Genomic DNA, 24,227 nt, shown 5'->3' on the forward strand with positions numbered 1-24,227 from the left:
AGCCCGCGCCCGCTCAGCGTCCGAACGGAGCACGAATGCCCGGCGCATTTGAGCGCCGGACATGAAATTCTTAAGCGTTACTCGGCCGCTTCTGACGTCGACCCCGGTGCCACCTTGGAATTGTGCAGGTCGACGTTGAGGCCGAGCGAGCGCATTTCCTTGACCAGCACGTTGAACGATTCCGGGATACCGGCCTCAAACGTGTCGTCGCCGCGCACGATCGCCTCGTACACCTTGGTACGGCCGGCGACGTCGTCCGACTTCACCGTCAGCATTTCCTGCAGCGTGTAGGCGGCACCGTAGGCCTCGAGTGCCCAGACCTCCATTTCGCCGAAACGCTGGCCGCCGAACTGCGCCTTGCCGCCCAGCGGCTGCTGGGTGACGAGCGAATACGGACCGATCGAACGCGCGTGGATCTTGTCGTCCACGAGATGGTGCAGCTTGAGCATGTAGATGTAGCCCATCGTCACCTTGCGATCGAACTGATCGCCGGTACGGCCGTCGTAGACGGTCGACTGGCCGGAGGCGTCGAAGCCCGCGAGCTTCAGCATCTCCTCGATATCGGCCTCCTTGGCGCCGTCGAACACCGGGGTGGCAATCGGCACGCCGTGGCGCAGATTGTGTCCGAGCTCGAGCAACTCATTGTCGTTCAGCGACTTGATGGTTTCATCCTCGCCATAGATCTTCTTCAGGGTCTCGCGCAACGGCTTGAGATCCTGCCTCTGATAGTAGGCGTCGATGGTCTGGCCGATGCGCTTGCCGAGGCCGGCGCAGGCCCAGCCCAGATGCGTCTCCAGAATCTGGCCGACGTTCATGCGCGAGGGCACGCCGAGCGGATTGAGCACGATGTCGGCGTGCGTACCGTCCTCAAGGAACGGCATGTCTTCGATCGGAACGATCTTCGACACCACGCCCTTGTTGCCGTGACGGCCGGCCATCTTGTCGCCGGGCTGGATCTTGCGCTTCACCGCGACGAAGACCTTGACCATCTTCATCACGCCGGGCGGCAATTCGTCGCCACGCTGCAACTTCTCGACCTTGTCGAGGAAGCGCTGCTCGAGGCCCTTCTTCGACTCGTCGTACTGCTTCCGCATGGCCTCGATCTCGGCCATCAGCTTGTCGTTCGGCGAGGCAAACAGCCACCACTGCGACTTCGGATACTCGTCGAGCACCGCGCGGGTGATCTTGGTATCCTTCTTGAAGCCCTTCGGGCCGGAAATGCCCTGGCGGTTCTCCAGCAGTTCGGCGAGGCGGTTGTAGACGTTGCGGTCCAGAATCGCCTGCTCGTCGTCGCGGTCCTTGGCCAGACGCTCGATCTCTTCCCGCTCGATCGCCAGCGCACGCTCGTCCTTGTCGACGCCGTGCCGGTTGAAAACGCGAACTTCCACGATGGTGCCCTGCACGCCCGGAGGCACGCGCAGCGAGGTGTCGCGGACATCGGAGGCCTTCTCGCCGAAGATGGCGCGGAGCAGCTTCTCTTCCGGCGTCATCGGGCTTTCGCCCTTCGGCGTGATCTTGCCGACCAGGATGTCGCCGGCGCGCACTTCCGCACCGATGTAGACGATACCGGCTTCGTCGAGGTTCTTCAGCGCTTCTTCCGAGACGTTCGGAATGTCGCGGGTGATTTCCTCAGGACCGAGCTTGGTGTCGCGGGCCATCACCTCGAACTCCTCGATGTGAATCGAGGTGAAGACGTCGTCCTTCACGATCCGCTCGGAGAGCAGGATCGAGTCTTCGAAGTTGTAGCCATTCCACGGCATGAACGCGACCAGCACGTTACGGCCGAGCGCGAGCTCACCGAGATCGGTCGACGGACCGTCGGCGATGATGTCGCCCTTCTTGACGATGTCGCCGACCTTCACCAGCGGGCGCTGGTTGATGCAGGTCGACTGGTTGGAGCGCTGGTACTTCATCAGCCGGTAGATATCGACGCCCGACTTGGTCGGATCGAGATCTTCGGTGGCGCGGATCACGATGCGGGTGGCGTCGATCTGGTCGATCACGCCCGAGCGGCGCGCGGCGATCGCCGCACCCGAGTCACGGGCCACCACGCCTTCCATGCCGGTGCCGACGAACGGCGCCTCGGCACGAACCAGCGGCACCGCCTGGCGCTGCATGTTCGAGCCCATCAGCGCGCGGTTCGCGTCGTCGTTCTCGAGGAACGGGATCAGCGCCGCGGCCACCGAAACGAGCTGCTTCGGCGACACGTCCATGTAGTCGACCTTGTCCGGCGTAATGGGGAGCACTTCGCCAGCGTGACGGCAGATGATCAGGTCCTCGGTGAAGCGGCCCTTGGCGTCGAGCGGCACGTTGGCCTGCGCCACGCGATAACGGCCCTCTTCCATCGCCGAGAGATACACGACCTCCTCGGTGACGCGGCCGTCCTTGATCTTGCGATAGGGCGTCTCGACGAAGCCGTACTTGTTGACGCGCGCAAAGGTCGCCAGCGAGTTGATCAGACCGATGTTCGGGCCTTCCGGCGTCTCGATCGGGCAGATACGGCCGTAATGCGTCGGATGCACGTCGCGCACCTCGAAGCCGGCGCGCTCGCGGGTCAGACCGCCCGGGCCAAGCGCCGAAAGACGGCGCTTGTGGGTGATCTCCGACAGCGGGTTGGTCTGGTCCATGAACTGCGAGAGCTGCGAGGAGCCGAAGAACTCGCGCACCGCGGCGGCCGCCGGCTTGGCGTTGATCAGGTCCTGCGGCATGACGGTGTCGATATCGACGCTCGACATGCGCTCCTTGATCGCACGCTCCATGCGGAGCAGACCGATGCGGTACTGGTTCTCCATGAGCTCACCGACCGAGCGCACCCGGCGGTTGCCGAGGTGGTCGATGTCGTCGATCTCGCCCTTGCCGTCGCGCAGGTCGACCAGCGTCTTGATGACCGCCAGGATGTCTTCCTTGCGCAGCGTGCGATGGGTGTCGGGCGCATCGAGCTCGAGGCGCATGTTCATCTTGACGCGGCCGACCGCGGACAGGTCGTAGCGCTCGGAATCGAAGAACAGCGACTGGAACATGGCCTGCGCCGAATCCAGCGTCGGCGGCTCGCCCGGACGCATCACGCGGTAGATGTCGAACAGCGCGTCCTCACGCGTCATGTTCTTGTCGGCATGCAGCGTGTTGCGGATGTAGGCGCCGACATTGACGTGGTCGATGTCGAGCAGCGGCAGTTCCTTGTAGCCCTGCTCGTTCAGCGCCTTGAGCGACTTCTCGGTGATTTCCTCGCCGGCTTCGGCATAGATCTCGCCGGTCTTCGGATTGACGAGGTCCTCGGCGAGATAATTGCCGACCAGCTCTTCGTCCGACAGACGCAGCGCCTTGAGGCCCTTCTCCTGCATCTGGCGCGCGCTGCGCACGGTCAGCTTCTTGCCGGCCTCGAGCACGACCTTGCCGGTGTCGGCGTCGATCAGATCGTTGATGGTGCTGTAGCCGCGGAAGCGGTTGGCGTCGAACGGGACGCGCCAGCCTTCCTTGGTCCGCTTGTAAGCGATCTTCTTGTAGAAGGTCGACAGGATCTGCTCGCCGTCGAGACCGAGCGCGTACATCAGCGAGGTCACGGGGATCTTGCGGCGGCGGTCGATGCGCGCGAACACGATGTCCTTGGCGTCGAACTCGATGTCGAGCCACGAACCGCGATACGGAATCACGCGCGCGGCAAACAGCAGCTTGCCGGACGAATGGGTCTTGCCCTTGTCGTGGTCGAAGAACACGCCGGGCGAACGGTGCATCTGCGAGACGATGACGCGCTCGGTGCCGTTGACCACGAAGGTGCCGTTCATCGTCATGAGCGGAATGTCGCCCATGTAGACATCCTGCTCCTTGATGTCCTTGACCGACTTGGCGCCGGTTTCCTCATCGATATCGAACACGATCAAGCGCAGCGTCACCTTGAGGGGCGCCGCGAAGGTCATGCCGCGCTGGCGGCACTCGTCGACGTCATATTTCGGCGGCTCGAATTCGTAGCGGACGAATTCGAGCATCGAGGTGCCGGAGAAATCCGAGATCGGAAACACCGAGCGGAACACCGCCTGCAGACCCTCGTCGAGGCGCCCGCCAACCGGCTCGTCAACCATCAGGAACTGGTCATAGGACGCCTTCTGAACCTCGATGAGGTTCGGCATCTCGGCGACTTCCTTGATGTGACCGAAAAACTTGCGTACGCGTTTGCGACCGGTGAATGTCTGCTGCGCCATCGTGGCCTCTCATTTTCGTCGCCTTTGTCTGGCGAACCTTCCGGGACTCGACTGCCATCGGCCCCGGGTTGAATTTTCGAACCGTCTCGAAGGGAACGAAGCCCGGGCTCAGGAATTAAATCCCCAACACGGTCCTGCAGCCTCCAAAACGCAAAACGACGCGCGGGGCGCATGCCTGCACCCGCCCGTCTAAACCTTCCGCTTCACGGACTGAAAAAGCCCGAAATTTGACTGTCTCCCAACGGCGCACGCCGAGAACCCTGCCGTTCCCGCCACCGACCGTGTTTTTCCGCTGCCAACCCGATATGGGAAGGCAATAAAGGAGATTCGAGGGTTAAGTCCACGAAATCCCCACACTTTTTTGTGTCCGGCGCACGACGCGACAACCCGTCGCACGCCATTTGCATGGTCCGGGAGCGCCCTGCGACGCTCCCGGATCGCGCATTACTTGAGTTCAACCTTGGCGCCAGCCTTCTCGAGCTGGGCCTTGACCTTCTCGGCCTCGTCCTTGTTGACGCCTTCCTTGACAGCCTTGGGGGCGCCTTCGACGAGGTCCTTGGCTTCCTTCAGGCCCAGGCCGGTGATGGCGCGGACTTCCTTGATGACTTCGATCTTCTTGTCGCCGGCGGCGGTGAGCATGACCGTGAACTCGGTCTTTTCTTCAGCGGGAGCAGCCGCGGCAGCAGCCGGGCCGGCGACCGCAACGGCGGCAGCGGCGGAGACGCCCCACTTTTCTTCGAGGAGCTTGGCGAGTTCGGCGGCTTCGAGCACGGTGAGGCCCGAGAGGTCGTCGACGATTTTCTGCAAGTCAGCCATTGATCTGTTTCCTTAAACGTTTGGTTCGAACCAGGTTTGAGATTAGCGAAGGGTCAGGCCGCTTCGCTCTTTGAGGCATAAGCCTGAATGACGCGTGCGAGCTTGGCCGCGGGCGCGTTGGACAGCTGAGCGAGCTTGGTCGCCGGCGCCACGAGGAGGCCCACGATCTTGCCGCGCAGTTCGTCGAGCGACGGCAGTGAGGCAAGCGCCTTCACGCTGTCGACATTCAGGACGGTTTTACCCATCGAGCCGCCAAGGATGACGAACTTTTCGTTCGCCTTGGCGAATTCGACGGCAACCTTTGGCGCCGCGACCGGATCGTTTGAAGTAGCGATCACAGTCGGCCCCTTCAGCAGGGAGCCGATGGCAGCGACGTCAGTGCCCTCAAGAGCAATTTTGGCGAGACGGTTCTTCGAGACCTTCACCGACGCACCCGCCTGCTTCATCTGCATGCGCAGTTTCTGCATCTGGGCCACGGTGAGGCCGGAATAGTGAGCGACGACCGCAACGCTCGTGGCCTTGAAGGCCTCGTTGAGCTGTTCGACCGCCTCTTTTTTTGCCGCTCGTTCCACAGCAAGCTCTTTCCGGTTGGCGGCCTTTCCGCGAAGGCAGGACCGCCGGGTTGCACCCATCGTCCCGCCCAAAACCTGATCTCAGGGACCGAAGTCCCCAGGACATGCCGGGCAAGACGACATCTAGAAGCCTGCCCTCCCAAAACCTTGCGGCTCTGGGTTGTCGAGGTTCGAACCAAATCAGCATCCAGCCGCGATGCGATCGCTGCGTGAATGCGAAAATCCGGTCTTCACCCGTCTATGCAGGCCATGCGATTAAGCCGTTGAAAACGTGATGTTCTCGCGGGCGCCTGCAGTCTCGGACAGGATCGAGGCCATTCGGCTCAGCCGAAGACCCCTGCTCTCATTCCGTTTGAAGCGACGGGTTTCCTTCCTTTCGAGCATCCTTGCGGGCATGCAGAAAGGAATGATCTCCTATCGTATCGGGTTTTCGGAATGCGAGCACGGACATGCCAGCAACGGCCAGCACGCCCGGAAGGAGCTATCTAGCGAGTCCTGCTCGACTTGCCAAGAGCAAATTTCAGACCAATTCAGACTGTCCCCGGGAACCCGCTCCAGGGGGCAAATAAGCCCGATTCAGGAGCCCCTGACCTCGTAAGGCAGCGGCTTGCCGGCGAAGAATGCCTCGAGATTGGCCAGCACGCAATCCTGCATCGCCACGTGCGATTCGAGGGTGTGGCCACCGAGATGCGGCGACAGCACCACGTTCGGAAGCGCGGTCAGCGCATCGGGGGCGTGCGGCTCCTTGGCGAACACGTCGAGGCCGGCGCCGGCGATGGTCTGATTGGTCAGGGCTGCGACCAGCGCCGTTTCGTCGATGACGGAACCGCGCGAGATGTTGACGACGAAGCCGTCGCTGCCGAGCCGGCGCAGGATGTCGGCGTTGACCGCATGGTTGGTCTCGGCGCCGGCGCGGACCGCCACAACAAGCACGCTGCACCAGTCGGCGAGCGCTTCCAGGCTCGAGAGATAATGATAGGGCACGTCGTGCTTCGAGCGGCTGAAATAGCCGACTTCGGTCTCGAAGGCGGCGACGCGGGCGGCGATCTTGCGGCCGATCTCCCCCATCCCGTAGACGCCGACCTTGCGGCCACGCATGCCAGCCTGCGGCCGCATCATCGGCGACGGCTTCCTCCCAGCCCAATCGCCGCTGCGGATATAGTTATCGGCGACTGGCAGACGGCGGACCGCCGCCAGCATCAGCATCACAGCGATGTCGGCCACCGACGCCGCATTGGCGCCGGGACTGTGACCCACGGCGATGCCACGCTTTGCGGCAGCGGCGAGATCGATCCCTTCATACCCCGTGCCGTAGCAGGCGATCGCCCCCAACTTCGGCAGCAGGTCCATCGCCTCGCAACCAAGCGGCGTACCCCCGGCGGTGATCATCGCGCGGATGTCGGCAAGCTCGCCCGCCGGGAACATCTCGGTCGGCCCCTTGCCGGCGGCATTCAAAAGCTCGTAGCGCTCGCCGAAGCGGGTGAGCTGGGCTTTGGGAAAGCGGGAATAGATCAGGACCTTGTCGGGCATTCTTGTTGTTTCCTGCGAGAGGCTTCACGCCAAAACAAAGGGCGGAACCGGTTGCCCGATCCCGCCCCTTTATCTCATCACTGCGACAGACCTTAGCCGAGCAGCGTGCCCGGCTCGACCTTCACGCCGGGGCCCATGGTGGAGGAAACCGCCACGCGCTGGATGTAGGTGCCCTTGGAACCCGCCGGCTTCGCCTTGGAGACCGCATCCGCGAGCGCCTTGACGTTCTGCACCAGCTTCTCTTCCGAGAACGAGGCCTTGCCGATGCCGGCCTGGACAATTCCCGCTTTTTCGACGCGGAACTCGACCGAGCCGCCCTTGGCGCCCTTCACGGCCGTGGTGACGTCCATGGTCACGGTGCCGATCTTCGGGTTCGGCATCATGCCGCGCGGGCCGAGTACCTTACCGAGGCGGCCGACCAGCGGCATCATGTCGGGGGTGGCGATACAGCGGTCGAAATCGATCACGCCGCCCTGCACCTTCTCGACCAGGTCTTCGGCACCGACGACGTCGGCACCCGCAGCCCTGGCTTCATCAGCCTTGGCGCCACGCGCGAACACGCCGACGCGCAGCGTGCGGCCGGTTCCGTTCGGGAGGTTGACCACGCCGCGGACCATCTGGTCGGCGTGACGGGGATCGACGCCGAGGTTGATCGCGATCTCGATCGTCTCGTCGAACTTCGACTTGGCGCGCTCCTTGACCATCTTGATGGCATCCACGAGCGGATAGAGCTTCTCGCGGTCGACACCCTCGCGGGCCTTGCTCAAACGTTTTCCGATTGCCATGACCCGTTACCCCGCCACTTCCAGACCCATCGAACGGGCAGAGCCCTCAACCATCTTCATGGCCGATTCGATGGAATCGCAATTGAGATCCTTCATCTTCTTCTCGGCGATCTCGCGCACCTGCGCTTTGGTCACCGCACCGGCCTTGTCACGGCCCGGGGCTTTCGAACCGGACTGGATCTTGGCGGCCTGCTTGAGGAAGAAGGACATCGGAGGGGTCTTCATCTCGAAGGTGAACGAACGATCGGCGTAGATCGTGATCACCACCGGAATCGGGGTGTTCTTTTCTTCCTTCTGCGTCTGGGCGTTGAACGCCTTGCAGAATTCCATGATGTTGAGACCGCGCTGACCAAGCGCGGGGCCGATCGGGGGCGAAGGATTCGCCGCACCGGCCGGGACCTGAAGCTTCAGGTATCCGGTCACTTTCTTTGCCATTGAGTACTCCTGTTGGGCCGGACAATGCCGGCGGTTTCAGGTTCCGTGGTTCGGTTGAAGGGGGCTGGCGACCGCCTCCTCCCTCCCACGGCCTTATGTGACGCGAGGATATACCCCACGCCGTCCGGTCAGACCACCTTTTCGACCTGACCGAATTCCAGTTCCACCGGGGTGGCACGGCCGAAGATCGACACCGCGACCTTCACGCGCGAGCGCGCCTCGTCGATTTCTTCCACCACGCCCGAGAACGACGCGAACGGGCCATCGGCAACGCGGACATTCTCGCCGATTTCGAACGACACCGACGCCTTCGGCCGTTCCACGCCCTCCTGCACCTGGTGCAGGATGCGCATCGCCTCGGATTCCGAGATCGGCATCGGCTTGTTTTCCGCGCCGAGGAAGCCGGTCACCTTCGGGGTGTTCTTGATCAGATGAAACGCCTCGTCGGTCAGCTTCATCTTTACCAGCACGTAGCCCGGGAAGAACTTGCGCTCGGCGTCGATCTTGCGGCCGCGGCGCACCTCGGTGACCTTTTCGGTCGGCACCAGCACCTGCTCGAACAGCTCTTCGAGCCCGCGCTGCTTGGCCTGCTCGCGGATTGATTCCGCCACCTTCTTCTCGAAGTTCGAGTAGGCGTGAACGATGTACCAGCGCTTGTCCATCAATAGGGTTCCGGTGCTCATCAGTGGATGCCCAGTACCAGGGTGATCAAATAGCGGATGACCTGATCCGCGGCGAAAAAGAAGATCGAGGCCAGCGCCACCATCACGAACACCATGATGGTGGTGATGGTCGTCTCGCGGCGTGTCGGCCAGGTGACCTTGTTGGTCTCCGAGCGCACTTCCTGCAGGAATTTGAACGGGCTGAAAGCCATCGTGAGATCCGCGTCCGTCGCCGGACGATTTGCAACGTTTCAAGGAATCCGGACAGCCGACGTTTAGGACCCAGCCCTCGTTGGAAGGTTGAGCCGGTGAACGAGCTCGATTGTTCGGGGGATTTAAGGCCGCGCCGGATATCCGCCATCAAAGCGGGCCGGCTGCGAGTGGCGGGTATGTACTGCGGCGGCGGCCAAAGGTCAAGGTCGGCGCCGCCGCCCCCCGCCCCGGCCGGACGGAACAGGGTCTCTCGAATCAAGGGCTTAGGCTGATGGTACCCGAAAAGCCGCGCCATTCCCCTAACCCCGCTACCCGGCAAAACTCTTCTGCACCGCCTGGTCGAGCGTGGCGCCGCCGAGATAGCGCTGCCGCAGCTCGCGCTTGAGCAGCTTGCCGCTCGGGTTCTTCGGCAGGCTGTCGACGAAGACGACGCGCTTCGGCACCTTGAAATGCGCCATCGCAGCCGCGCAGTGCTTGATAACGGCGTCGGCATCGAGGCTCTCGCCGGCCTTGACCACGACAATCGCGGTGACAGCCTCGATCCAGCGCGGATCGGGCAGCCCGACCACCGCCACCTCAGACACTGCCGGCAGCCGGTAGATCGTCTCCTCGACCTCGCGGCTCGCCACGTTCTCGCCGCCGCTCTTGATCATGTCCTTCACGCGGTCGACGACGCTGATGTAGCCGTCGGCATCGACAGTCGCGAGATCGCCGGAGTGGAACCAGCCGCCAGCGAAGGCAGCTGCGGTCTTGGCCGGGTCGTTGTAATAGCCGGACAACAGATGCGGCGAGCGGTGCACGATCTCGCCGACTTCGCCGACCTCGACGTCGGTCATATCTGGATTGACCACCCGCGTCTCGACATTGATCGCGGGCTTGCCGGCCGAGCCGGCCTTCGGCAATTGATCCTCCGGGGTCAGCACGGTCGCGAGCGGCGCGATCTCGGTCTGGCCGTAGAAATTCCAGAACTTCACGTTCGGCAGCCGGCGCTGCAATTCCAACAGCACCTCGACCGGCATGATCGAGGCGCCGTAATAGCCCTTGCGCAGCGTCGACAGATCGGTGCGGTCGAAGGCCGGCGAGCGCAGCATCGCGATCCAGATCGTTGGCGGCGCGAAGAACGCGTTGATCTTGTGAGTTGCGATCAGCGACAGGATGTTGTCGGCCACCGGCTTGCCGGTGATCAGGCTGGTGGCACCAAGATAGATCGCAGGCCCCAGGAAGACGTCGAGTTGCGCGCAGTGATAGAGCGGCAGCGCGTGCAGCACGTTGTCGTCAACGGCCATGCCGCCATCGATGATGCAGCTGACATACTGCCACATCACAGCGTCATGGGTCAGGATCGCACCCTTGGGCAGCGACTCCGTGCCGCTGGTGTAGATGATCTGCGCGGGATCACGGCTATCGACCGAGACGTCCGGCGCCGAGGCGTCGCCGTGCAGCAGGCCGTCGAAGGTCTTGATCCCGTCGGGCGCCGTGGCCGGATCCTCGCCCGGCAACCAGACCAGCGTTTCGACCGCAGAGCCCTTGGCCGCGGCGGCGCGCGCCGTCTCGACGAAATCCGGCCCGACCGCGAGCAGCTTCGCGCCTGAGTTGGCGAGGATGAAATTGATCTCGTCCGGGTTTAGCATGAAGTTGATCGGCACCAGGATCGCACCGATCCGCGCCACCGCGAAGCGCAGGCCTGCGAAGGCGTGCGAATTGCGCGACAGCACGGCAACGCGGTCGCCCTTCCCGATGCCAAGCCCGAGCAGGCCGTGCGCAAGCCGATTGCAGATCGCGTCCATCTCCGCAAAGGTCCACTTAACCTCGCCGCAGATCAGCGCGGTCTTGTCGGGATAGCGCCTTGCCGACCGGCGCAGCAGATCGCCGATGCTGTGCTCCCGTGCGCGCTGGATGGTCGCTGCGATATCTCCGCTCATGGTGTCCCTCCCGAATGTGCTCTTTTTTGTTATTTTAGCCTGGCTGTGCGGCCGTCCCTACTGCCGGGCGGGATGACGGCTGCCCGCTCCTCAAGTGAGCGAGCATCATTATGGCCGAGATCCAAAACCTCGGCCAATTGCTTCAAATTGTTGGGTAAAATCTGGCAGGAGTGGCAGGGCTCGAACCTGCGACCCCCGGTTTTGGAGCTCGTTTACTCCCATCCCAGCAAATTGTCTGTAGTGTGAATGTGTTTGATGTTGTTTGACTAAGTCGCGTGAGAAAGACAGCTGAATACCGCCATATTACTTCTCATTATCGGAAGTTTGGTAGCAAAAATGGTAGCACGTTTGTTCTGGTTCATTTCCCCTGCTAGCTGCCTTTGCGCGAGTGATGAGACGTCCGCGAAACTGCACCCTCGGCTGGAACACGTTCCCAGTCCCGACGCCGACCGACGATGCTGACCTGCCCCGCTGCGCTGAGGACATCCTTTTGGCACGGGAGGCGCATTTCCCAGCGACCATCGCCAATCTCTACGTCCTTCCGCCACGTCCGCCGATATACGCGAGGCGCACGAGCGCAACGACGAGGTGGTTGAGCGAATTTACATCGGCCGCCGCTTTCGCAAAGATACGGAGCGGTTAGAAAAGCTATTTGAGCTGTACACCAAAATGGTTTCTCGCAGTAAAGGCACTGGCAGTAAGGGCAAGGGGCTGGCCGTCCAATGAGCGCTTCAGACGGATACAACCAAGGCGGAGATGCGCAAGCAATAGCTCGGATTGCTCGAAGTTACTTTGGAAGCTTCAAGAACTTGTTCGAAGCTCACGAATGGCCTGAGCCAGGCAATAAAATGATGACCGCAGCGCCTGCCCGCATTGTTGAAAGGTACGGGAGCATTCGGGCTTTTGAGCAAGTCTATGGCTCTGGCGAGCTCATGCATCCTTTGGCATCAATCTATTCCGATCCGCCGAACGTCTGGTTGACTAGCTTTTACGGTTTCAGACCGGAGGAATGGGGGCTGATAGGTTTTACGCCGGAAAACCAACGCGGCACCTTCATCGCCAAAACCCGACCCGGCGTGCTGGTCATCGTCTACGGAGCGACTGGAGCAGCCAAGGACGAAGTGGGCAAAGTGATAGGCATCCAGCAATGCTCGCATCAGATTGGCCCGACACAGTCATTCATGTCGCCGGCCGCCTGGATCGCGAAAGAGCGCGACCCGAATAATCGTGAAAGATGGAACTTCGCCGTCAAAGCGGTTCGCGCATGGCGCGTAACGCCGGAATCACGAATGGACATTCGCGATTTTGCGCCCGAGGCGACGGCCAGCGGGGCTTGGCAGCACATCGGCTCACAGGGCGTGCCGTTGTCGCGCCAGGAAGCCCTGAGAATCCTTAAGCTCGACTTGCAAGAGATTGAGGTTTACGGCGAGACGCCTATTCTAGCGTCCGTGAGTGGGACAGCACGACAAATCCTTGCACCGACCAAGGCGGGACCAGTATCCCAATCACCGTATGTTGTGGCTGAGGCGGAGGGCCCGAAACATCTCTATATCCTCAGGCTGCAAGGCGATATGGACGCGTTTCTGGGCGAGCCGACACATGGAAAGCATGTAGTCAAGGCGGGCTTTTCCCGAAGTCCGATAACCCGGTGCAACGATTTCAATCGGGCGCTTCCAAAGTGCGCGTTCAGATGGGAAGTCCTCCATTCCGGTTCGCAGGCCGGATCTGAGCCCTATCCGAGTTCAGGTCATGCCAAAGCCGGCGAGCTGGCGATGCAGGATGTTCTGCGTCGGCCACCGGGAGGCTGCTCGCTTGGCGGTGAGTTCTTCCTGGCGAAAGCTGATTTGATCAGCGAAGCTTGGCAGAATGGCAATCTGGCTGCGAAAACACACGGGAAAAATGAGTCCGAAATCAATTCCCTCAGTATCGGTCGCAAATCCGGTACCTGTACCGGTGAAGAATGACCAGTGAACCCGCACCGAGGCGGCAGAAGCCGCCCGTTGAATCCGAACTGAGCCAGATACTCGTGCATGCCGCGAGGCCTTCGGGCCATACCTTGGTGCGCTCGTGGTCGTGGTGACGGTCATCAAGGCGCGGCAGGGCTATGTCGGCATCGCCACCTTTGTCAGCGTTGCAGGGGACGGTCGCCTATAATGTGTTTTTGAAGTGAGATATTGATCGCAGCCAAGTTGGTGTCCCCATGCTCGCCTTGCCCGCTGATTTCAGTGAACTGGTCAGTTTTGACGCCGCTACCGGCGCCGTGGCGACCCGTGAGGGGAAGCGGTTGGAGTTCAAGCAGGACTTCATTGCCGGCGATCTCTCCGACTACACCAAGGTGCTGGCGTCGTTCGCCAATGCGTCCGGCGGCGTCATCGTGTTCGGTGTCAGCAACAAGCCGCGGATAATCGTCGGCGCCAAGGACATGAGCGACGAGGCGAATTGGGCGAACCGACTGCGGGACGATTTCGAGCCCGAGATGCCCTTCTCCATCCGTGAATACGATATCGGCGAATTCAAGCTGTATGCCGTGGGCGTCGACTCCTGCCTGCATAAGCCTGTTATCTGTAAGAAGACCCGGTCAAAGGTGGTCGACGACAAAAAGGCGGGCAAGAAAGACGTTGGCGTCATCCAGGAAGGCGCGATCTACTTCCGTTACGCCGGCCAAACGCGCAACATCGGCTTTGCCGAGCTGCACACCATGCTGGTCGATCGCGAGACCCAATACCTACGCAAAATGATGGAAACCCTGCAGGTCATTCAAAAGGTGGGGCTGGAGAACGCCGGCATCGTGGACATGTCGGTACCGAAATCCCGCATCTTCATGTCCAAGGAAACCGCCAAGGGTTTGGCGTTCATCAACAAGGGCCAGATCGTGCAGGAAGCTGGAGCGCCGGCCTATGTCGTCATGGGCAACGTGGATCTCCAGCAAGTCGTGCATGCGCCGCTGGAGGACGAAGACAAGAACATCCCGACCGAGGCCGCGAAGATGCTGACAAAGGTGGTCAGGGAAGTGTACGGCATCAACCGCATTCACCCACCCCAGGTCACCGTGATCCTGAAGCATCTCAAGATTCATGACGACAACGTCCATTGCGTCGTCGAAAAGAAAATGGGCCGCAAATACATTACGCGTGCGGGCCTGAAGGCTGTTGAGGATTTTATACGAAAACACCCCGGTGATGCGATCAACGTTTTCGGCTCCCGCGCAGCAAAAGCCGCGTTCTTGGTAGGCAAACTGAAGACAATGCCCATCGAGGCGATCTTTTTGCTTGCCGAAGGTGTAATGGAAATCGCCGAGCCGGCGGAAGAGATGACGAAGACCTCTACCTGACCAGCACAAATTGCGGCGCGTCGGCGACCGTGACGTTTCCACGTCACGGATGCCTCCATGTCTGGATCATGTAAAGCACCGCGAAGATGATCGCGCTGCCGTAAACATAGGCGGGATTGGCGCCCGCCATCACGGCGGCATGCGCCGGGAACGAGCCCGCGACAATGACCGCGCCTTCCCGCCCCATCATCGGGGCTAGGGATTTCAATTGTTCCGCGGCCGTCTTTACGACGTCCAGCTTCTCCAACTGATGGTGAGGCTGCGGCGCGAGCACAACCTCCTTGTGCTCGACGACGACCGGCGGTTGCTCGACAACCACCGGCTCATCTTTATGAGAGCGCGGGGCAGACGGTTTGTGTTGCCCCCCGTTGCGAGAGCCATTCTGCTGAGTTTGTGACATGTGCGTACCTCCACGACCCTTTAAAAAGGGGCGTCTGGCGGTGACGCAGGCTGGGTTCCGCGCGCTCATGGCGTCGGTCAAACTCAAAGACGCTCCGAACAGAATGAACGAACGCAACGACACAATGTACGACCGTATTGCGTGGGGGTGCGAACTCAATGCTCACGCCACCGAAGGTGATATTCCAAAAAACGGCCATCGTGCTTCTCCTCATTCGAGGCTCAACCTCACGAATGTGGACACTCAGATCCTGCTTGCCAAGTTAATTTTTCGAGAAACTTTAGTCATCTCGTCGCAGGCTTGAAATCCCGAAGAATCGCGACGGAAAGCCTACAAAAAACGGCTCCTAAGCCAGTTGGCCTAATCCTTTAGTTTTAACGATTGCGGCCAAATTGGATTCCGAAAATGAACGGAAGAGAAATGAATTTGCCTTGTTCATGAACACAGGAACAATGTGCAGCCGCACGCCAAGGCTATCAGGCCGCAGTACAGCGCGTCGTCGATAAGCTTGTCGGTGTTCATTTCCTCACTTTCTCTTTTGTTTCAGTCGTTCGGCGGTACGTTCCACGTCGGACAGGCGGTAAGCAATCGCGAGACAGTGACAGGGTAGGCCCGTGTCATCCATCCGCGCTTGCCCGACGTGCCACAAGACCGCTGTGCACGACAATTCTGTACAGCGCGCCATTCAGGAAGCCGCGATACGGCGCCAGGCGGAGGCGAAGATCGAAATGCCGAGGGTCGGATAGGCCTCATTCGTCCGACAGCTTCACCTTGCCCTTGTAGACGAGGCCACCGTACGGGGCGTGCAAGCATAAGAAGTCTCGCCAGAAGCGCATGACAACCTCGAACAGTTGCGCCGCCGGGATAAAATGCGGCCTGCCCTCCAGCTCGCCCATATCGACCACCAGCGTCACCTCGACTTCATTAAATCCGATGGTGTTGAAGGCTGCCGTGTTGAGCGGCCCGACGACATGCTGCCTGATAGGTAAGCCCTTGGGTTGGAAATGCTTGGAGCCGTTGGCCAGATCCTGCATTTGGGCCGTCCAGATACTCTTATCCATGATCCAGCGATGGAAGGCGTTGATGTCCTTTGCGATCCCCAACTCGTTACGCTTGGCCTCATCCTCTTTCAGGAAATCCTTCCACACCCATTCGGTCAGATGAAACGCCGTGATGACGAAATTCATCGCGTGACGGCCCGAGCCCTGGTCGGCGCAGAAGTCGTCGAACTCCAGGACGAGCTTGGCGTAGAGCTGCGAAGGATTGGTGATGCCGAACATCTTCACCTCAAAACGGCTAGGCAACCTTGACCGTAATCCCCTCGTCCGCCGTCGCATACCCCTTTATCACGGTCAGACAAACCACCTGTTTGTCGTCTTTCCAGACGCCGCCCTGGGTCATCGCATCGAGAACAGCCTTGGCGATGTTGTCGTTGTCCGCGACAGGATACTTCACGCCACTTAGGGCGTCCTCACGCTCTTTTTTGCTGTACGACTTGGGCACAAGCCATCTGGCGTCGATGGAAAACCTTTACCGCCCCGGTTAGACCGACTTTGCACTGGTATGGAATGCAGCGGATGAAATCGGCCTTCCACTTCTCGTAAGCCGCTGGCATGTACGCGATGTCCCACCACCTCCAGAAGACCGAAATGAGGCTTGCAATCGACCCGGCCGCGGTGCGAACCTGCCCACGGCGGAGGGGCACACTATGGCATTAGGTGTCGATTACAGCGCGTGGTCGGTTCAAGACGGTGAGATGAGGCGTCGGCTGGATTATGCGGACTCCAAGACGAAACAGCACGTCGCCACCATCCACTTCACCTGCAAGATCGAACGAGGCACCACGGCAACGACACTTTCGTACAGGTTCGCGCCATTCGCGGTTGTGGACGGCCTCGACTTGGGTCTTTCCCTGGTGCCAATGGGTGCCGACCGCCCTATGCCGGTAGGCGTGGATGTAAAATCGGTCGATGGTGGAAAAGCCGCACTTATGTCGCCCCGAACCCCACAGGGAATTCAACGTCAGCTCCTCTCGTTGCACACCGGCCAACATTTGAAGTTCGCAGTTTTTCAGGGGCAGGAACAGCTTGTCGATATGCCGTTTTTCAACGATGACGAATTTTCAATTATCTATCGCCAGGAAGTTGAAAAAGCAGGCGGTGGCTCAAAACCAGAAGAGAAGAAAAAAGGTTGGTTTGGCCGTTGGTAGCCACGAGCCTTAGGAAATTTCAATGCTACGCATTCTTACCCTTCTCGTTTCGATCCTCGCCAACGCCACCTGGGCGGACGCGGAAACGATCGACGTGAAGTATTACGGCTCGCTGGATCTCACACCGTTCGCCTGTACCGATGTCACCAGAAGCAGCTTCATCAACCGCGCCTGCTACGACAAGGCGAAGCAGTTCATGGTGGTGCAAGCTCAAGGGCACCTATTATCCCTACTGTGAAATGCCGGCGGCTACCTACGACGCCTTCCTGAATGCGTCCTCAATGGGCCAACACTACAACGCCAACATCAAGGGCTCGGGCGAGGACGGGCCATTTGATTGCCGGACGCACGCGGAGCCGGCGTACTGATTCGTATTGAGGCCGCTGGAGCAGTTCGGGCAGCCTTGAGATGGCTTTGCTATCCGCCTCGCCTCATCCCGCGACAGGTAATTGTCAGCGTATTGGTAATGCCGGGCGTGAAGATCGTCGCGGTGCGAGACGGCGCAGATCAAGAAGCCGTTGGCATCCTTCACCCGGAAGCCGTGCTCGTCTTCTTCCATTACCCACGGCGCCGGAAACCGCCGGAGATTGTCCATCACATCCTGCGGTGGGCGGGTGTCCCGAGTATCCTCTTCCCTGACGAATAGGTCGGCTTATCAAGCTTCGCTTCCGCCTTCAGCCGATCGCGCGTTTCGACCAGGCCATCCACCTTGGCCAGCATACGCTCCAGCAGCGCTTCGGCTGATCCGGTGGGGATACCAGCCCGCTGTAGCTGGAGAATTTCCTTCCTCTGGCGGGCTGTTTTGCACCCGCATATGCTCGATTTCCGAGCGGATATGGTCCAAGTCCGGTATTTTTTGGCCTCAAAAGGGAAAGCATATAAGAACAAAAAGAGAACGCGCAGTCAACCGTGGGAAAAAGCCGGACAACTGGAACAAATTAGCAACCTTCCCTTGAATGGAACTTGCTACCGGGGGATACATCAGGGTTGCTTCGCAACGTCTGATTCGTCCCAGTAGTATGGAAACCGAGTAATGGCAAAGCCTAGTAAGCCGACCGGGACCTCCCGGATTAAGTTCATCATGTTCGACGCCGAGATTGCCGACGACCAGATTCAGTCGGTGACGCAGGCGATCACCAATGCCTTTCGCGGCCCCTCAGGTCCTCCGCAACTGAGGAGGCTTCCTGCGATGCCTGCGATCAATGGTCACGCCGAACCAGAAGCCGAGGTCGTCGATGAAGAAGAGAACGAACTCGACACCGTCGATGTGACCCCGGCTGCTCCGCGGCAGAAGTCGCCACGTAAGGCGCCGAAGGCTCCGGACATCGTTACTATTGAAATGAACGAGCCGCTGTCGTTTGCTGACTTCGCGAAGGGTAAGGATGACGGCAGTCAGCACAAGAAGTTCATGATCGCCGCCGCATGGCTTCACGACCACCGCAACACGCCCATCGTCACCGATGGACATATCTACACCTGCTTCCGGTCGATTGGATGGTCTACCGCCATCAATGACTTCGGTCAGCCCTTGCGCGAGTTGAAGGGTCGCAAGTTCTTCACCACGCCCGAGCGCGGTCATTACGAAATCAACCACATCGGCCTTGATTACGTGAATAAGAAGCTGGCCAATGGTGCTGAGTGAATTCGTCGACCAGGTGCCGGGCTTTGACAAGCTGCCACCAAGGGAAAAGATCAAGCTGATCGGTTGGTATCTTCACACGTATGAGGGAAAGGAGCATTTCCACTCCGACCACATTCGCGCGTGTTACAAGACGCTTCATCTCGTCACCACAGAGAACATAGGCCAGTATCTGCTGCGAATGGCCAGTTACAACACGCCAGACGTGGTTCGCGAGAAGCAAGGCTTCAAGCTGACGCGCCCAGTGCGAAGTCAATTTGATGCAAAGTATGGCGATCAACCGAGCATGCAGGTGATAAGCAAGCTTCTGATCGAACTACCCACCAAAGTGCCAAACGTGGCGGAGAAGGTCTTCCTCGAAGAGGCCATCAATTGCTACCGGGTCAAGGCCTACCGAGCGTGCATCGTCATGGTTTGGAATCTTGCCTTCGACCATCTTCTGCACTGGATACTTAAAGACCCCGCGCGGCTTGCTGCTTTTAACGATGCTGTAACGAAGAGATTTCAGAACAATCCGAAGAAGGCAGGTACTGTCATCACTCGCTACGACGATTTCTCTGACGAGTTGAAAGAGTTCGAAATTATCGAATTTTGCAAGAACGCGAACTTGATCAACGATAATCTCACCCGCAATCTCAAGGAAAAGCTCGGTAAGCGGAATATCGCTGCTCACCCCTCCACGATGGTTATCGGTCAACCACAGGCGGACGATGTCATCAGCGACCTGGTCCACAACGTGGTGCTTGCGCTTAGCTAAGGCCTTCGAGCAACTTCCGGCGCTCCAGTACCCCCAAGCCCGATCGCCAGCGTCAGATCAGTAATGAACGCGGCAACGCTCGGCAGCCAGTCCTTGCTGACGACGGTCCACTTTGCGGCCTTGCGGATGGCGTACAACGGGAAGTCTTCGAGGTAGTGACACCATTCCGCCACCTGCAGGGTCAGTTTCGCCTGGTCCCCGGTGTAGACGTTATCACCGCAAACATTGACGTGATGGCCTTTTCCAGCTCGACGCCACGTTCGCGCGCCGGCTGAAGAACATCAGAAAGGGATCTCACTGCCTGGGAGAGTGAGTTTTTCAGATCCTTTGCGCACGAGATGGGTGGCCGCTTTATCCCGCTCCCCGAAGGCGCATTCAAAGACAGTGGCACGATGGTACGCACAGTTATGGTGACGTTCGATCTACCGATTTTCGCTGATGAACGGCTTGCAGCATGACCAACACGTGGTCTGCCTAGCCGGGAGTCGAATGCCAGACAGAACTAGTCGTTGTCGAAGAACAACGACTTGTTTTTGTATTTTAGGCCGAGCGTAGCACGCACCCAATATTCCGACATCCACACCGTCCCAGCATCCATAGTGCTGGTTGGTAGCCAGGCGAAAAACGGCCCGAGCCAGCGCGGGTTAGCTTTCTCAAATTGCTCCTTGAGTGAAAGCTGGTCGTGAGAGATGGCGCCAGATTCGACCTGCCGCTTTCGTTCTACCCTCTCCCTTTCCCGTTCGTGGCGTCCAGGATCGCGGGCATCCCACCACAACTCGTTCTTGTCCTTCAAAGCATCATGGCTGGAATGGTAAGCTTGCCAGACCGACTGTCCATCCTGAAAAACTTGAACGGAATACACGGGTGTCGGGAGGTTGGTCAGCGCTTCACCCAGGAGCCACTGCTTGGCAGTGGTGATGTTGTCAAAGTCGCGGGTTTCGACCGGCGCCGCCGATAGCTGCATCCCCTTCGGTATAACCCCGGTGATTGTTGCCCGAAACATGCCGTTCTCCCTCGAAGCGAGCAGAAAGCCTAACTACGGGCTTGGGGTTGTCTAGACGGTAGTTGACGCCGATTCCCAAAATCAGATTCCATGGGCCAACCCGGAGCCGCCCATGTGATTGATGACGAAGCCGCCCGCCGCGACAACCTGAGCCGCCTCACCGTCTAAGCTTCACCGTCGAAGGTTACGCCATAGCGGGACTGACCGCCCTGGGGCTGGCGATGTGGGGCCACACAATGTGGAAGCCGATTCAACGAGCCTGCGGCTATTGGTTCAGCTCGAAGGGCACACACTAGCGAGGAGCAGATTGAACATTGCCGGCATCTCTGGTCCAGGGTCTACGGGGAGATGGATTTCCGGGTGACGAGCTTTTGCCCTCGCTTGCTGCCATTCAGCCCTCAAATAATGACAGTCTCGAAGATCCCCGCCTAGCGCGGGGGTTTTTGCTTATGTCCCAAGTTGGGACATATATTCCGCGTTGCTGGAGCAATGTCATCCTCACTTCGCCATGGTTCGTGCCACACTGGGTTGTCGGCAAGAGGACATTTCGATGGCCGACGAGATGGTTAAGAAACCGTTCCACTTAAGTCGATTTTTACTTAGGCCGGTCAAGATAGCTCCTAACAGTGGGAGCGTTTCGTGACGGATTTCCAGCTCGTCTTGAGAGTGGTTGGCTACATCTTTGCGGCCTGCGCTTTGCTTGCGGTGGCAGAAACCGCGATCGATGCCTGGGTGCATCAGCCTATGGCCGAATTTCTTGTGAAACGATTTGCTGACCTCATGCTGGTTTGCGTCAGCACCATCGGTGGCCTTCTTGCTGGACAAAAAATCGAGGGCCGTAAGAAGCTGAGGGACTAAAGGGCGCTGCCCTTGGCGCGTGCAAGAGCGCCGAGCCTCACTAAGTTGCGGCCGCACCAAACCCCTCTTGCATTTGCCTAACCGCTACTCGCCGTGAGGCAGGCGTGATGCCCAGCATCCCGCTTTTTTTAAGTCGGTTGAAGAGCCAAAACATCGCCGCTAATGTTCAATTTTAGCGCGAGTAATAATTATGGAAATGTTTCGGCGGCTTTGGTGGGGCCTGTATCCACTACCGCGGACCTTTTGGGGCTTTTACGTCCTGGGCTTTTTAGCTGTCTAGTTGATAATCGGAATCCTCATGGCGGTTCTCATGGGTTTATTTCCCGATTTTCGACCGCCCTTCAAAATCATTTCGTTGGTTGTGATTTGGGGCTATTGGGCCGTCGCTTCGGTCGGCGTTTGGCGAAGCTCGAACGACGCGAAGAACTACATTGCGTTCTGGCGATATTCCGCAAGGGCCGTAATTTTGTTGTACGCTTTTATTTTCGTGCGCAATTTCGTTCAGACTTCTTCAGTCCACTGACTTAGCAATCTGATTGACGAGATTCTCGACTTGTTCGCGGGATTTCTAGGCGGCAAGCCATGGATGGGCCACCTTAGATGAGCGCGAACTGGCAGCTCTCATTTGTGATGCTCAAGCTGATGAATGGCGTGCAAACCACCAGAACAGTATCGCCAACTACGCGGAGGGCGGCGCTGTAGCAACACGTCAGTGTGCATACTGAATCCGCGCCTTGGCCACCGAGCGCCCAGCACAGGAGGCGCTGCGTATGCGGCAGGCCCTCGAAGAAATCCGTAAAGACCGTGAGGTTATAGGCCCCCGCGCTAGCAATGTGCCCGGTTGGGATGAAGGTTGGGATGCGGCAGTTAGAAATCACGCTGAGATTGCCGAGGCCGCACTAGCGCCGGTGGCAAAGGACTAATGCGGTGGTGGAGCTGCCTTCATAAATGACAAAACACCGATGACCGTCCCTAGAACTCCGGTCGTCGCTGTGATTAAGCTAATCAGAAGTCCTGTGTGAGATTGAAACAGATCCCAGCGGGCTTTTTTCTCGGCTCGAATGTCGTTGCGCAGTTTTGACCTCGCCTCAGCGGTCAAAAATCTTTCACCGAAGGTCGTGTCCGTAAACCAATCTGTCTCAGAGTGCGGAATCGGAACCAACAACTTGTTGGCCTGTTCGATGAGAAAGCTCGTGATCAATGCTTGGATGCCGGCATCAAGTTCTTGCTCCTCGAATTGCTCCTGCGACCGCAGGCCCTCTCGGTCATCTCTCGACTTTTTATCTTTTCTCGATTTTGCAATTTTAGCGGCGAAACTGGCGCGAAGTTTCTTTTTTTCTTTTTGCAGCTTCGCTAGTTGCCACTCGAAGCGGTTCTCTTCAAACATTACAGCCTCTAATCAGGGAACGTCCCCAGCCTTCCTACTACCACCAATTGAGTGAGGCTTGTTGAGGAAGTAGTCCCGGCTTCCCGTGGCCGCTTCGGCATACTGGTCGATAGAAACCGTGATGGCTTCGACGTGTGCTCGGCACCATCCCTCACGAGTTGCTTTGCGTCGCACATCTTCGAGCGCCGTCAGGAAATGGGGAAAGGCCAGGTTCGTCGCAGAACCATCTCGTAGGTTGCCTCACCCGCTCCGACCTCCCAAAGCCTTCCCGGTCTTTGGGCTCGGGAGGTCTTTCTTGAGCCGGTCACGTACGGCACACAGGCTGTCGATTTTCTCAAGCATCCGTCCCCCAGCAGGAGACTGGCCGAGGCCGTCGGGATGCCGGCGCGTTCTAGGGTGAGGATCTCCTTCCGCTGGCGCCCGACCTGGACGCGCATGCGCTCGATCTCCGCACGGATGTATTCGATGTCCGGCATGTCCCCTCCTACAGAAAGGCCGGATTAGAACGAAAAGAGAACGATGAGTCCAGCCGCTAGAGATTGAGGGCCGCGCCAGTTCCAATACAACCCGCCCCGCCAGAGGCGCTATTCAGACAGCCCCAACCCACCCGATGGCTGGGCCTCGATTTTCGGGCTCTCCGAACAGACACGGGCTCCAACAGGCACCTGACTTTGGGCCGTGACCCAGCGACCCAAAGTGTCACTTCTTGCGAGGCACGCCGAGGAAGCTGCCGGCTTCGAACTTATCGGCGCGCTTTATCTTTCCCGTTTTGCGATACTGATCTTCTATCTCCATCTGCTTTTTGTATCCCGCTGTACGGGCCTTCTCGCGGTGCCCAGGCCCGGAAACGGTGCCTGACTGCACTCCCTTTGAGCCGTTCATGACAGTCCATTTTGTGGAATTTGGCCCGTCATTATCCAAACGCACATCCAGCTCGATATCTTCTCGAATAATTTTCTTGCCCGACTTTTTTGCCATAAACGCCTGCCTCGTTTCACAATCTATACGTGAAACATTGACGGTTTGCCACGGGCGGAGCACGATTCTGTCTCCGATAGCGTCGCCAGGATGACTGAGCGGTCTAAGGTTGCAAGCCCGATGGCACGGGTACGTGTGTTCCATGGAACGTCTTGCTGGTTACAACAATCACTCAGCGTGCGTCAGACACAATTGCAACCCTGCTCGCCATAACGGAACCGAAAAAATTCAGACACGGCATCATCGTATCCAAAACCCTGTGTGGCGGCGGCCCCTCTACCCCCTCGGATCGGCCGATTGGTCATCGGTCGAGATGAGGTGCGGAGTGAAGCTATTCGCGTGCCCGCGACATTCGTCCACTATGAGACAAACAAGCCACTTTTCGGTAGCGCCTTTTGCCCTCGTTTCGGGACTAAAGGTGCACTCGCTTGCCTTGCGAGTTCTTCGCGTAGGCTTGGCGGCCTGTAGAAATACAGCAGACCTTGGCCGTTTTCATCCGCGTGCGTTACGGATTTCGGCAATGTGCGGCGCTCG

At 59.1% G+C, this 24,227-nt stretch carries 26 protein-coding genes and 1 pseudogene; 10 read left to right on the forward strand and 17 right to left on the reverse strand.

What is annotated here, in order from left to right:
• Positions 1–77 precede the first annotated feature (77 nt).
• The 9 genes from rpoB to UP10_RS01980 form a co-directional block, all read right to left on the reverse strand.
• Complete coding sequence (gene rpoB / locus UP10_RS01935; protein WP_044538532.1) at positions 78–4,196, reverse strand: DNA-directed RNA polymerase subunit beta; 4,119 nt, start codon at positions 4,194–4,196, stop codon at positions 78–80.
• Positions 4,197–4,640: 444 nt separating this feature from the next.
• Positions 4,641–5,012 carry a 50S ribosomal protein L7/L12 gene (rplL, locus tag UP10_RS01940; RefSeq protein ID WP_044538531.1) on the reverse strand — a complete coding sequence of 124 codons (372 nt, stop codon included), beginning with the start codon at positions 5,010–5,012 and terminating at the stop codon, positions 4,641–4,643.
• 53 nt (positions 5,013–5,065) lie between these two features.
• The gene (rplJ, locus tag UP10_RS01945; protein WP_044538530.1) at positions 5,066–5,584 is read right to left on the reverse strand and encodes a 50S ribosomal protein L10; all 519 of its coding nucleotides are present in this window, start codon (positions 5,582–5,584) and stop codon (positions 5,066–5,068) included.
• Between the two features lie 576 nt (positions 5,585–6,160).
• The gene (locus UP10_RS01955) at positions 6,161–7,114 is read right to left on the reverse strand and encodes a 2-hydroxyacid dehydrogenase (RefSeq protein WP_044585728.1); all 954 of its coding nucleotides are present in this window, start codon (positions 7,112–7,114) and stop codon (positions 6,161–6,163) included.
• A 92-nt stretch (positions 7,115–7,206) separates the two neighbouring features.
• Positions 7,207–7,899, reverse strand: coding sequence for a 50S ribosomal protein L1 (gene rplA, locus UP10_RS01960; protein ID WP_044538527.1), 693 nt, complete (start codon positions 7,897–7,899; stop codon positions 7,207–7,209).
• A gap of 6 nt (positions 7,900–7,905) precedes the next feature.
• Positions 7,906–8,334, reverse strand: coding sequence for a 50S ribosomal protein L11 (rplK, locus tag UP10_RS01965; protein ID WP_007602986.1), 429 nt, complete (start codon positions 8,332–8,334; stop codon positions 7,906–7,908).
• A 128-nt stretch (positions 8,335–8,462) separates the two neighbouring features.
• Positions 8,463–8,996 carry a transcription termination/antitermination protein NusG gene (nusG, locus tag UP10_RS01970; protein ID WP_044538613.1) on the reverse strand — a complete coding sequence of 178 codons (534 nt, stop codon included), beginning with the start codon at positions 8,994–8,996 and terminating at the stop codon, positions 8,463–8,465.
• 20 nt (positions 8,997–9,016) lie between these two features.
• Positions 9,017–9,208 carry a preprotein translocase subunit SecE gene (gene secE, locus UP10_RS01975; protein WP_044538526.1) on the reverse strand — a complete coding sequence of 64 codons (192 nt, stop codon included), beginning with the start codon at positions 9,206–9,208 and terminating at the stop codon, positions 9,017–9,019.
• 309 nt (positions 9,209–9,517) lie between these two features.
• Positions 9,518–11,131, reverse strand: coding sequence for an acyl-CoA synthetase (locus UP10_RS01980; protein WP_044585729.1), 1,614 nt, complete (start codon positions 11,129–11,131; stop codon positions 9,518–9,520).
• Positions 11,132–11,543: 412 nt separating this feature from the next.
• On the opposite strand from UP10_RS01980, the pseudogene UP10_RS45695 reads away from it, so the two are divergent.
• From UP10_RS45695 to UP10_RS01990, 3 genes and pseudogenes are all read left to right on the forward strand, one after another.
• Positions 11,544–11,857, forward strand: a pseudogene (locus tag UP10_RS45695) (type IIL restriction-modification enzyme MmeI); the annotation flags it as partial.
• Positions 11,854–13,095 (forward strand): hypothetical protein, encoded by a 1,242-nt coding sequence (locus UP10_RS01985; RefSeq protein WP_156179612.1) that lies wholly within the window; start codon positions 11,854–11,856, stop codon positions 13,093–13,095. The pseudogene UP10_RS45695 and the gene UP10_RS01985, both read left to right, overlap by 4 nt.
• Positions 13,096–13,331: 236 nt before the next feature.
• Entirely contained in the window at positions 13,332–14,462 is a 1,131-nt protein-coding gene (locus UP10_RS01990) for an AlbA family DNA-binding domain-containing protein (RefSeq protein ID WP_044585731.1), read from the forward strand.
• A 43-nt stretch (positions 14,463–14,505) separates the two neighbouring features.
• Here UP10_RS01990 and UP10_RS43900 read toward each other — a convergent pair whose 3' ends face one another.
• Positions 14,506–14,862 carry a hypothetical protein gene (locus UP10_RS43900; RefSeq protein ID WP_156179613.1) on the reverse strand — a complete coding sequence of 119 codons (357 nt, stop codon included), beginning with the start codon at positions 14,860–14,862 and terminating at the stop codon, positions 14,506–14,508.
• A 40-nt stretch (positions 14,863–14,902) separates the two neighbouring features.
• On the opposite strand from UP10_RS43900, the gene UP10_RS02000 reads away from it, so the two are divergent.
• Positions 14,903–15,166, forward strand: a complete 264-nt coding sequence (locus tag UP10_RS02000) for a hypothetical protein (protein ID WP_156179614.1) — start codon at positions 14,903–14,905, stop codon at positions 15,164–15,166.
• 445 nt (positions 15,167–15,611) lie between these two features.
• Here the strand turns inward: UP10_RS02000 and UP10_RS02005 are convergent, their stop codons facing one another.
• Positions 15,612–16,142, reverse strand: coding sequence for a hypothetical protein (locus UP10_RS02005; protein ID WP_050043534.1), 531 nt, complete (start codon positions 16,140–16,142; stop codon positions 15,612–15,614).
• A 16-nt stretch (positions 16,143–16,158) separates the two neighbouring features.
• Positions 16,159–16,383 (reverse strand): RusA family crossover junction endodeoxyribonuclease, encoded by a 225-nt coding sequence (locus UP10_RS02010; protein WP_082076947.1) that lies wholly within the window; start codon positions 16,381–16,383, stop codon positions 16,159–16,161.
• Between the two features lie 187 nt (positions 16,384–16,570).
• Here UP10_RS02010 and UP10_RS02015 point away from each other — a divergent pair, with 187 nt between their 5' ends.
• From UP10_RS02015 to UP10_RS46605, 3 genes are read left to right on the forward strand one after another with little or no spacing between them, the layout of a single operon-like run.
• The gene (locus UP10_RS02015) at positions 16,571–17,071 is read left to right on the forward strand and encodes a hypothetical protein (RefSeq protein ID WP_156179615.1); all 501 of its coding nucleotides are present in this window, start codon (positions 16,571–16,573) and stop codon (positions 17,069–17,071) included.
• A gap of 22 nt (positions 17,072–17,093) precedes the next feature.
• Positions 17,094–17,309: a hypothetical protein gene (locus UP10_RS45095; RefSeq protein WP_197086719.1), complete on the forward strand. Its 216-nt coding sequence runs from the start codon at positions 17,094–17,096 to the stop codon at positions 17,307–17,309.
• A complete protein-coding gene (locus UP10_RS46605) occupies positions 17,212–17,439 on the forward strand; it encodes a KTSC domain-containing protein (protein ID WP_502692148.1) in 228 nt (75 codons plus the stop codon). The genes UP10_RS45095 and UP10_RS46605 overlap by 98 nt, the downstream gene beginning before the upstream one ends.
• Here the strand turns inward: UP10_RS46605 and UP10_RS42750 are convergent.
• On the reverse strand, positions 17,364–17,666 hold the full coding sequence (locus UP10_RS42750) for a hypothetical protein (protein ID WP_245321642.1): 303 nt from the start codon (positions 17,664–17,666) through the stop codon (positions 17,364–17,366). The two genes, UP10_RS46605 and UP10_RS42750, sit on opposite strands and share 76 nt — an antisense overlap.
• Before the next feature lie 486 nt (positions 17,667–18,152).
• On the opposite strand from UP10_RS42750, the gene UP10_RS02030 reads away from it, so the two are divergent.
• Both UP10_RS02030 and UP10_RS02035 read left to right on the forward strand, forming a co-directional pair.
• Positions 18,153–18,713 (forward strand): hypothetical protein, encoded by a 561-nt coding sequence (locus tag UP10_RS02030; RefSeq protein ID WP_044585737.1) that lies wholly within the window; start codon positions 18,153–18,155, stop codon positions 18,711–18,713.
• Entirely contained in the window at positions 18,700–19,467 is a 768-nt protein-coding gene (locus UP10_RS02035; RefSeq protein ID WP_044585738.1) for a hypothetical protein, read from the forward strand. The genes UP10_RS02030 and UP10_RS02035 overlap by 14 nt, the downstream gene beginning before the upstream one ends.
• Before the next feature lie 502 nt (positions 19,468–19,969).
• Here UP10_RS02035 and UP10_RS02040 read toward each other — a convergent pair.
• Entirely contained in the window at positions 19,970–20,470 is a 501-nt protein-coding gene (locus tag UP10_RS02040) for a hypothetical protein (RefSeq protein WP_044585739.1), read from the reverse strand.
• A 639-nt stretch (positions 20,471–21,109) separates the two neighbouring features.
• Between UP10_RS02040 and UP10_RS02045 the strand changes: the two genes are divergently transcribed.
• Positions 21,110–21,328, forward strand: a complete 219-nt coding sequence (locus tag UP10_RS02045) for a hypothetical protein (protein WP_044585740.1) — start codon at positions 21,110–21,112, stop codon at positions 21,326–21,328.
• Between the two features lie 919 nt (positions 21,329–22,247).
• Here the strand turns inward: UP10_RS02045 and UP10_RS02060 are convergent.
• The 3 genes from UP10_RS02060 to UP10_RS02070 form a co-directional block, all read right to left on the reverse strand.
• Positions 22,248–22,715 (reverse strand): hypothetical protein, encoded by a 468-nt coding sequence (locus tag UP10_RS02060; RefSeq protein WP_044585743.1) that lies wholly within the window; start codon positions 22,713–22,715, stop codon positions 22,248–22,250.
• A gap of 188 nt (positions 22,716–22,903) precedes the next feature.
• Complete coding sequence (locus UP10_RS02065) at positions 22,904–23,191, reverse strand: hypothetical protein (RefSeq protein ID WP_245321643.1); 288 nt, start codon at positions 23,189–23,191, stop codon at positions 22,904–22,906.
• A gap of 223 nt (positions 23,192–23,414) precedes the next feature.
• On the reverse strand, positions 23,415–23,756 hold the full coding sequence (locus UP10_RS02070) for a hypothetical protein (protein WP_197086721.1): 342 nt from the start codon (positions 23,754–23,756) through the stop codon (positions 23,415–23,417).
• Positions 23,757–24,227: the final 471 nt, after the last annotated feature.

The sequence above is a fragment of the Bradyrhizobium sp. LTSPM299 genome, from assembly GCF_000938235.1.
Classification (GTDB): domain Bacteria; phylum Pseudomonadota; class Alphaproteobacteria; order Rhizobiales; family Xanthobacteraceae; genus Bradyrhizobium.

Coding starts and splice junctions, on each gene's coding strand:
- rpoB (WP_044538532.1), bottom strand. CDS start 4,196: ATGGCGCAGCAGACATTCACCGGTCGCAAACGCGTACGCAAGTTTTTC.
- rplL (WP_044538531.1), bottom strand. CDS start 5,012: ATGGCTGACTTGCAGAAAATCGTCGACGACCTCTCGGGCCTCACCGTG.
- UP10_RS01955 (WP_044585728.1), bottom strand. CDS start 7,114: ATGCCCGACAAGGTCCTGATCTATTCCCGCTTTCCCAAAGCCCAGCTC.
- rplA (WP_044538527.1), bottom strand. CDS start 7,899: ATGGCAATCGGAAAACGTTTGAGCAAGGCCCGCGAGGGTGTCGACCGC.
- rplK (WP_007602986.1), bottom strand. CDS start 8,334: ATGGCAAAGAAAGTGACCGGATACCTGAAGCTTCAGGTCCCGGCCGGT.
- nusG (WP_044538613.1), bottom strand. CDS start 8,996: ATGGACAAGCGCTGGTACATCGTTCACGCCTACTCGAACTTCGAGAAG.
- secE (WP_044538526.1), bottom strand. CDS start 9,208: ATGGCTTTCAGCCCGTTCAAATTCCTGCAGGAAGTGCGCTCGGAGACC.
- UP10_RS01980 (WP_044585729.1), bottom strand. CDS start 11,131: ATGAGCGGAGATATCGCAGCGACCATCCAGCGCGCACGGGAGCACAGC.
- UP10_RS01985 (WP_156179612.1), top strand. CDS start 11,854: ATGAGCGCTTCAGACGGATACAACCAAGGCGGAGATGCGCAAGCAATA.
- UP10_RS01990 (WP_044585731.1), top strand. CDS start 13,332: ATGCTCGCCTTGCCCGCTGATTTCAGTGAACTGGTCAGTTTTGACGCC.
- UP10_RS43900 (WP_156179613.1), bottom strand. CDS start 14,862: ATGTCACAAACTCAGCAGAATGGCTCTCGCAACGGGGGGCAACACAAA.
- UP10_RS02005 (WP_050043534.1), bottom strand. CDS start 16,142: ATGTTCGGCATCACCAATCCTTCGCAGCTCTACGCCAAGCTCGTCCTG.
- UP10_RS02015 (WP_156179615.1), top strand. CDS start 16,571: ATGGCATTAGGTGTCGATTACAGCGCGTGGTCGGTTCAAGACGGTGAG.
- UP10_RS45095 (WP_197086719.1), top strand. CDS start 17,094: ATGCTACGCATTCTTACCCTTCTCGTTTCGATCCTCGCCAACGCCACC.
- UP10_RS46605 (WP_502692148.1), top strand. CDS start 17,212: ATGTCACCAGAAGCAGCTTCATCAACCGCGCCTGCTACGACAAGGCGA.
- UP10_RS42750 (WP_245321642.1), bottom strand. CDS start 17,666: ATGGACAATCTCCGGCGGTTTCCGGCGCCGTGGGTAATGGAAGAAGAC.
- UP10_RS02030 (WP_044585737.1), top strand. CDS start 18,153: ATGTTCGACGCCGAGATTGCCGACGACCAGATTCAGTCGGTGACGCAG.
- UP10_RS02035 (WP_044585738.1), top strand. CDS start 18,700: ATGGTGCTGAGTGAATTCGTCGACCAGGTGCCGGGCTTTGACAAGCTG.
- UP10_RS02040 (WP_044585739.1), bottom strand. CDS start 20,470: ATGTTTCGGGCAACAATCACCGGGGTTATACCGAAGGGGATGCAGCTA.
- UP10_RS02060 (WP_044585743.1), bottom strand. CDS start 22,715: ATGTTTGAAGAGAACCGCTTCGAGTGGCAACTAGCGAAGCTGCAAAAA.
- UP10_RS02065 (WP_245321643.1), bottom strand. CDS start 23,191: ATGCCGGACATCGAATACATCCGTGCGGAGATCGAGCGCATGCGCGTC.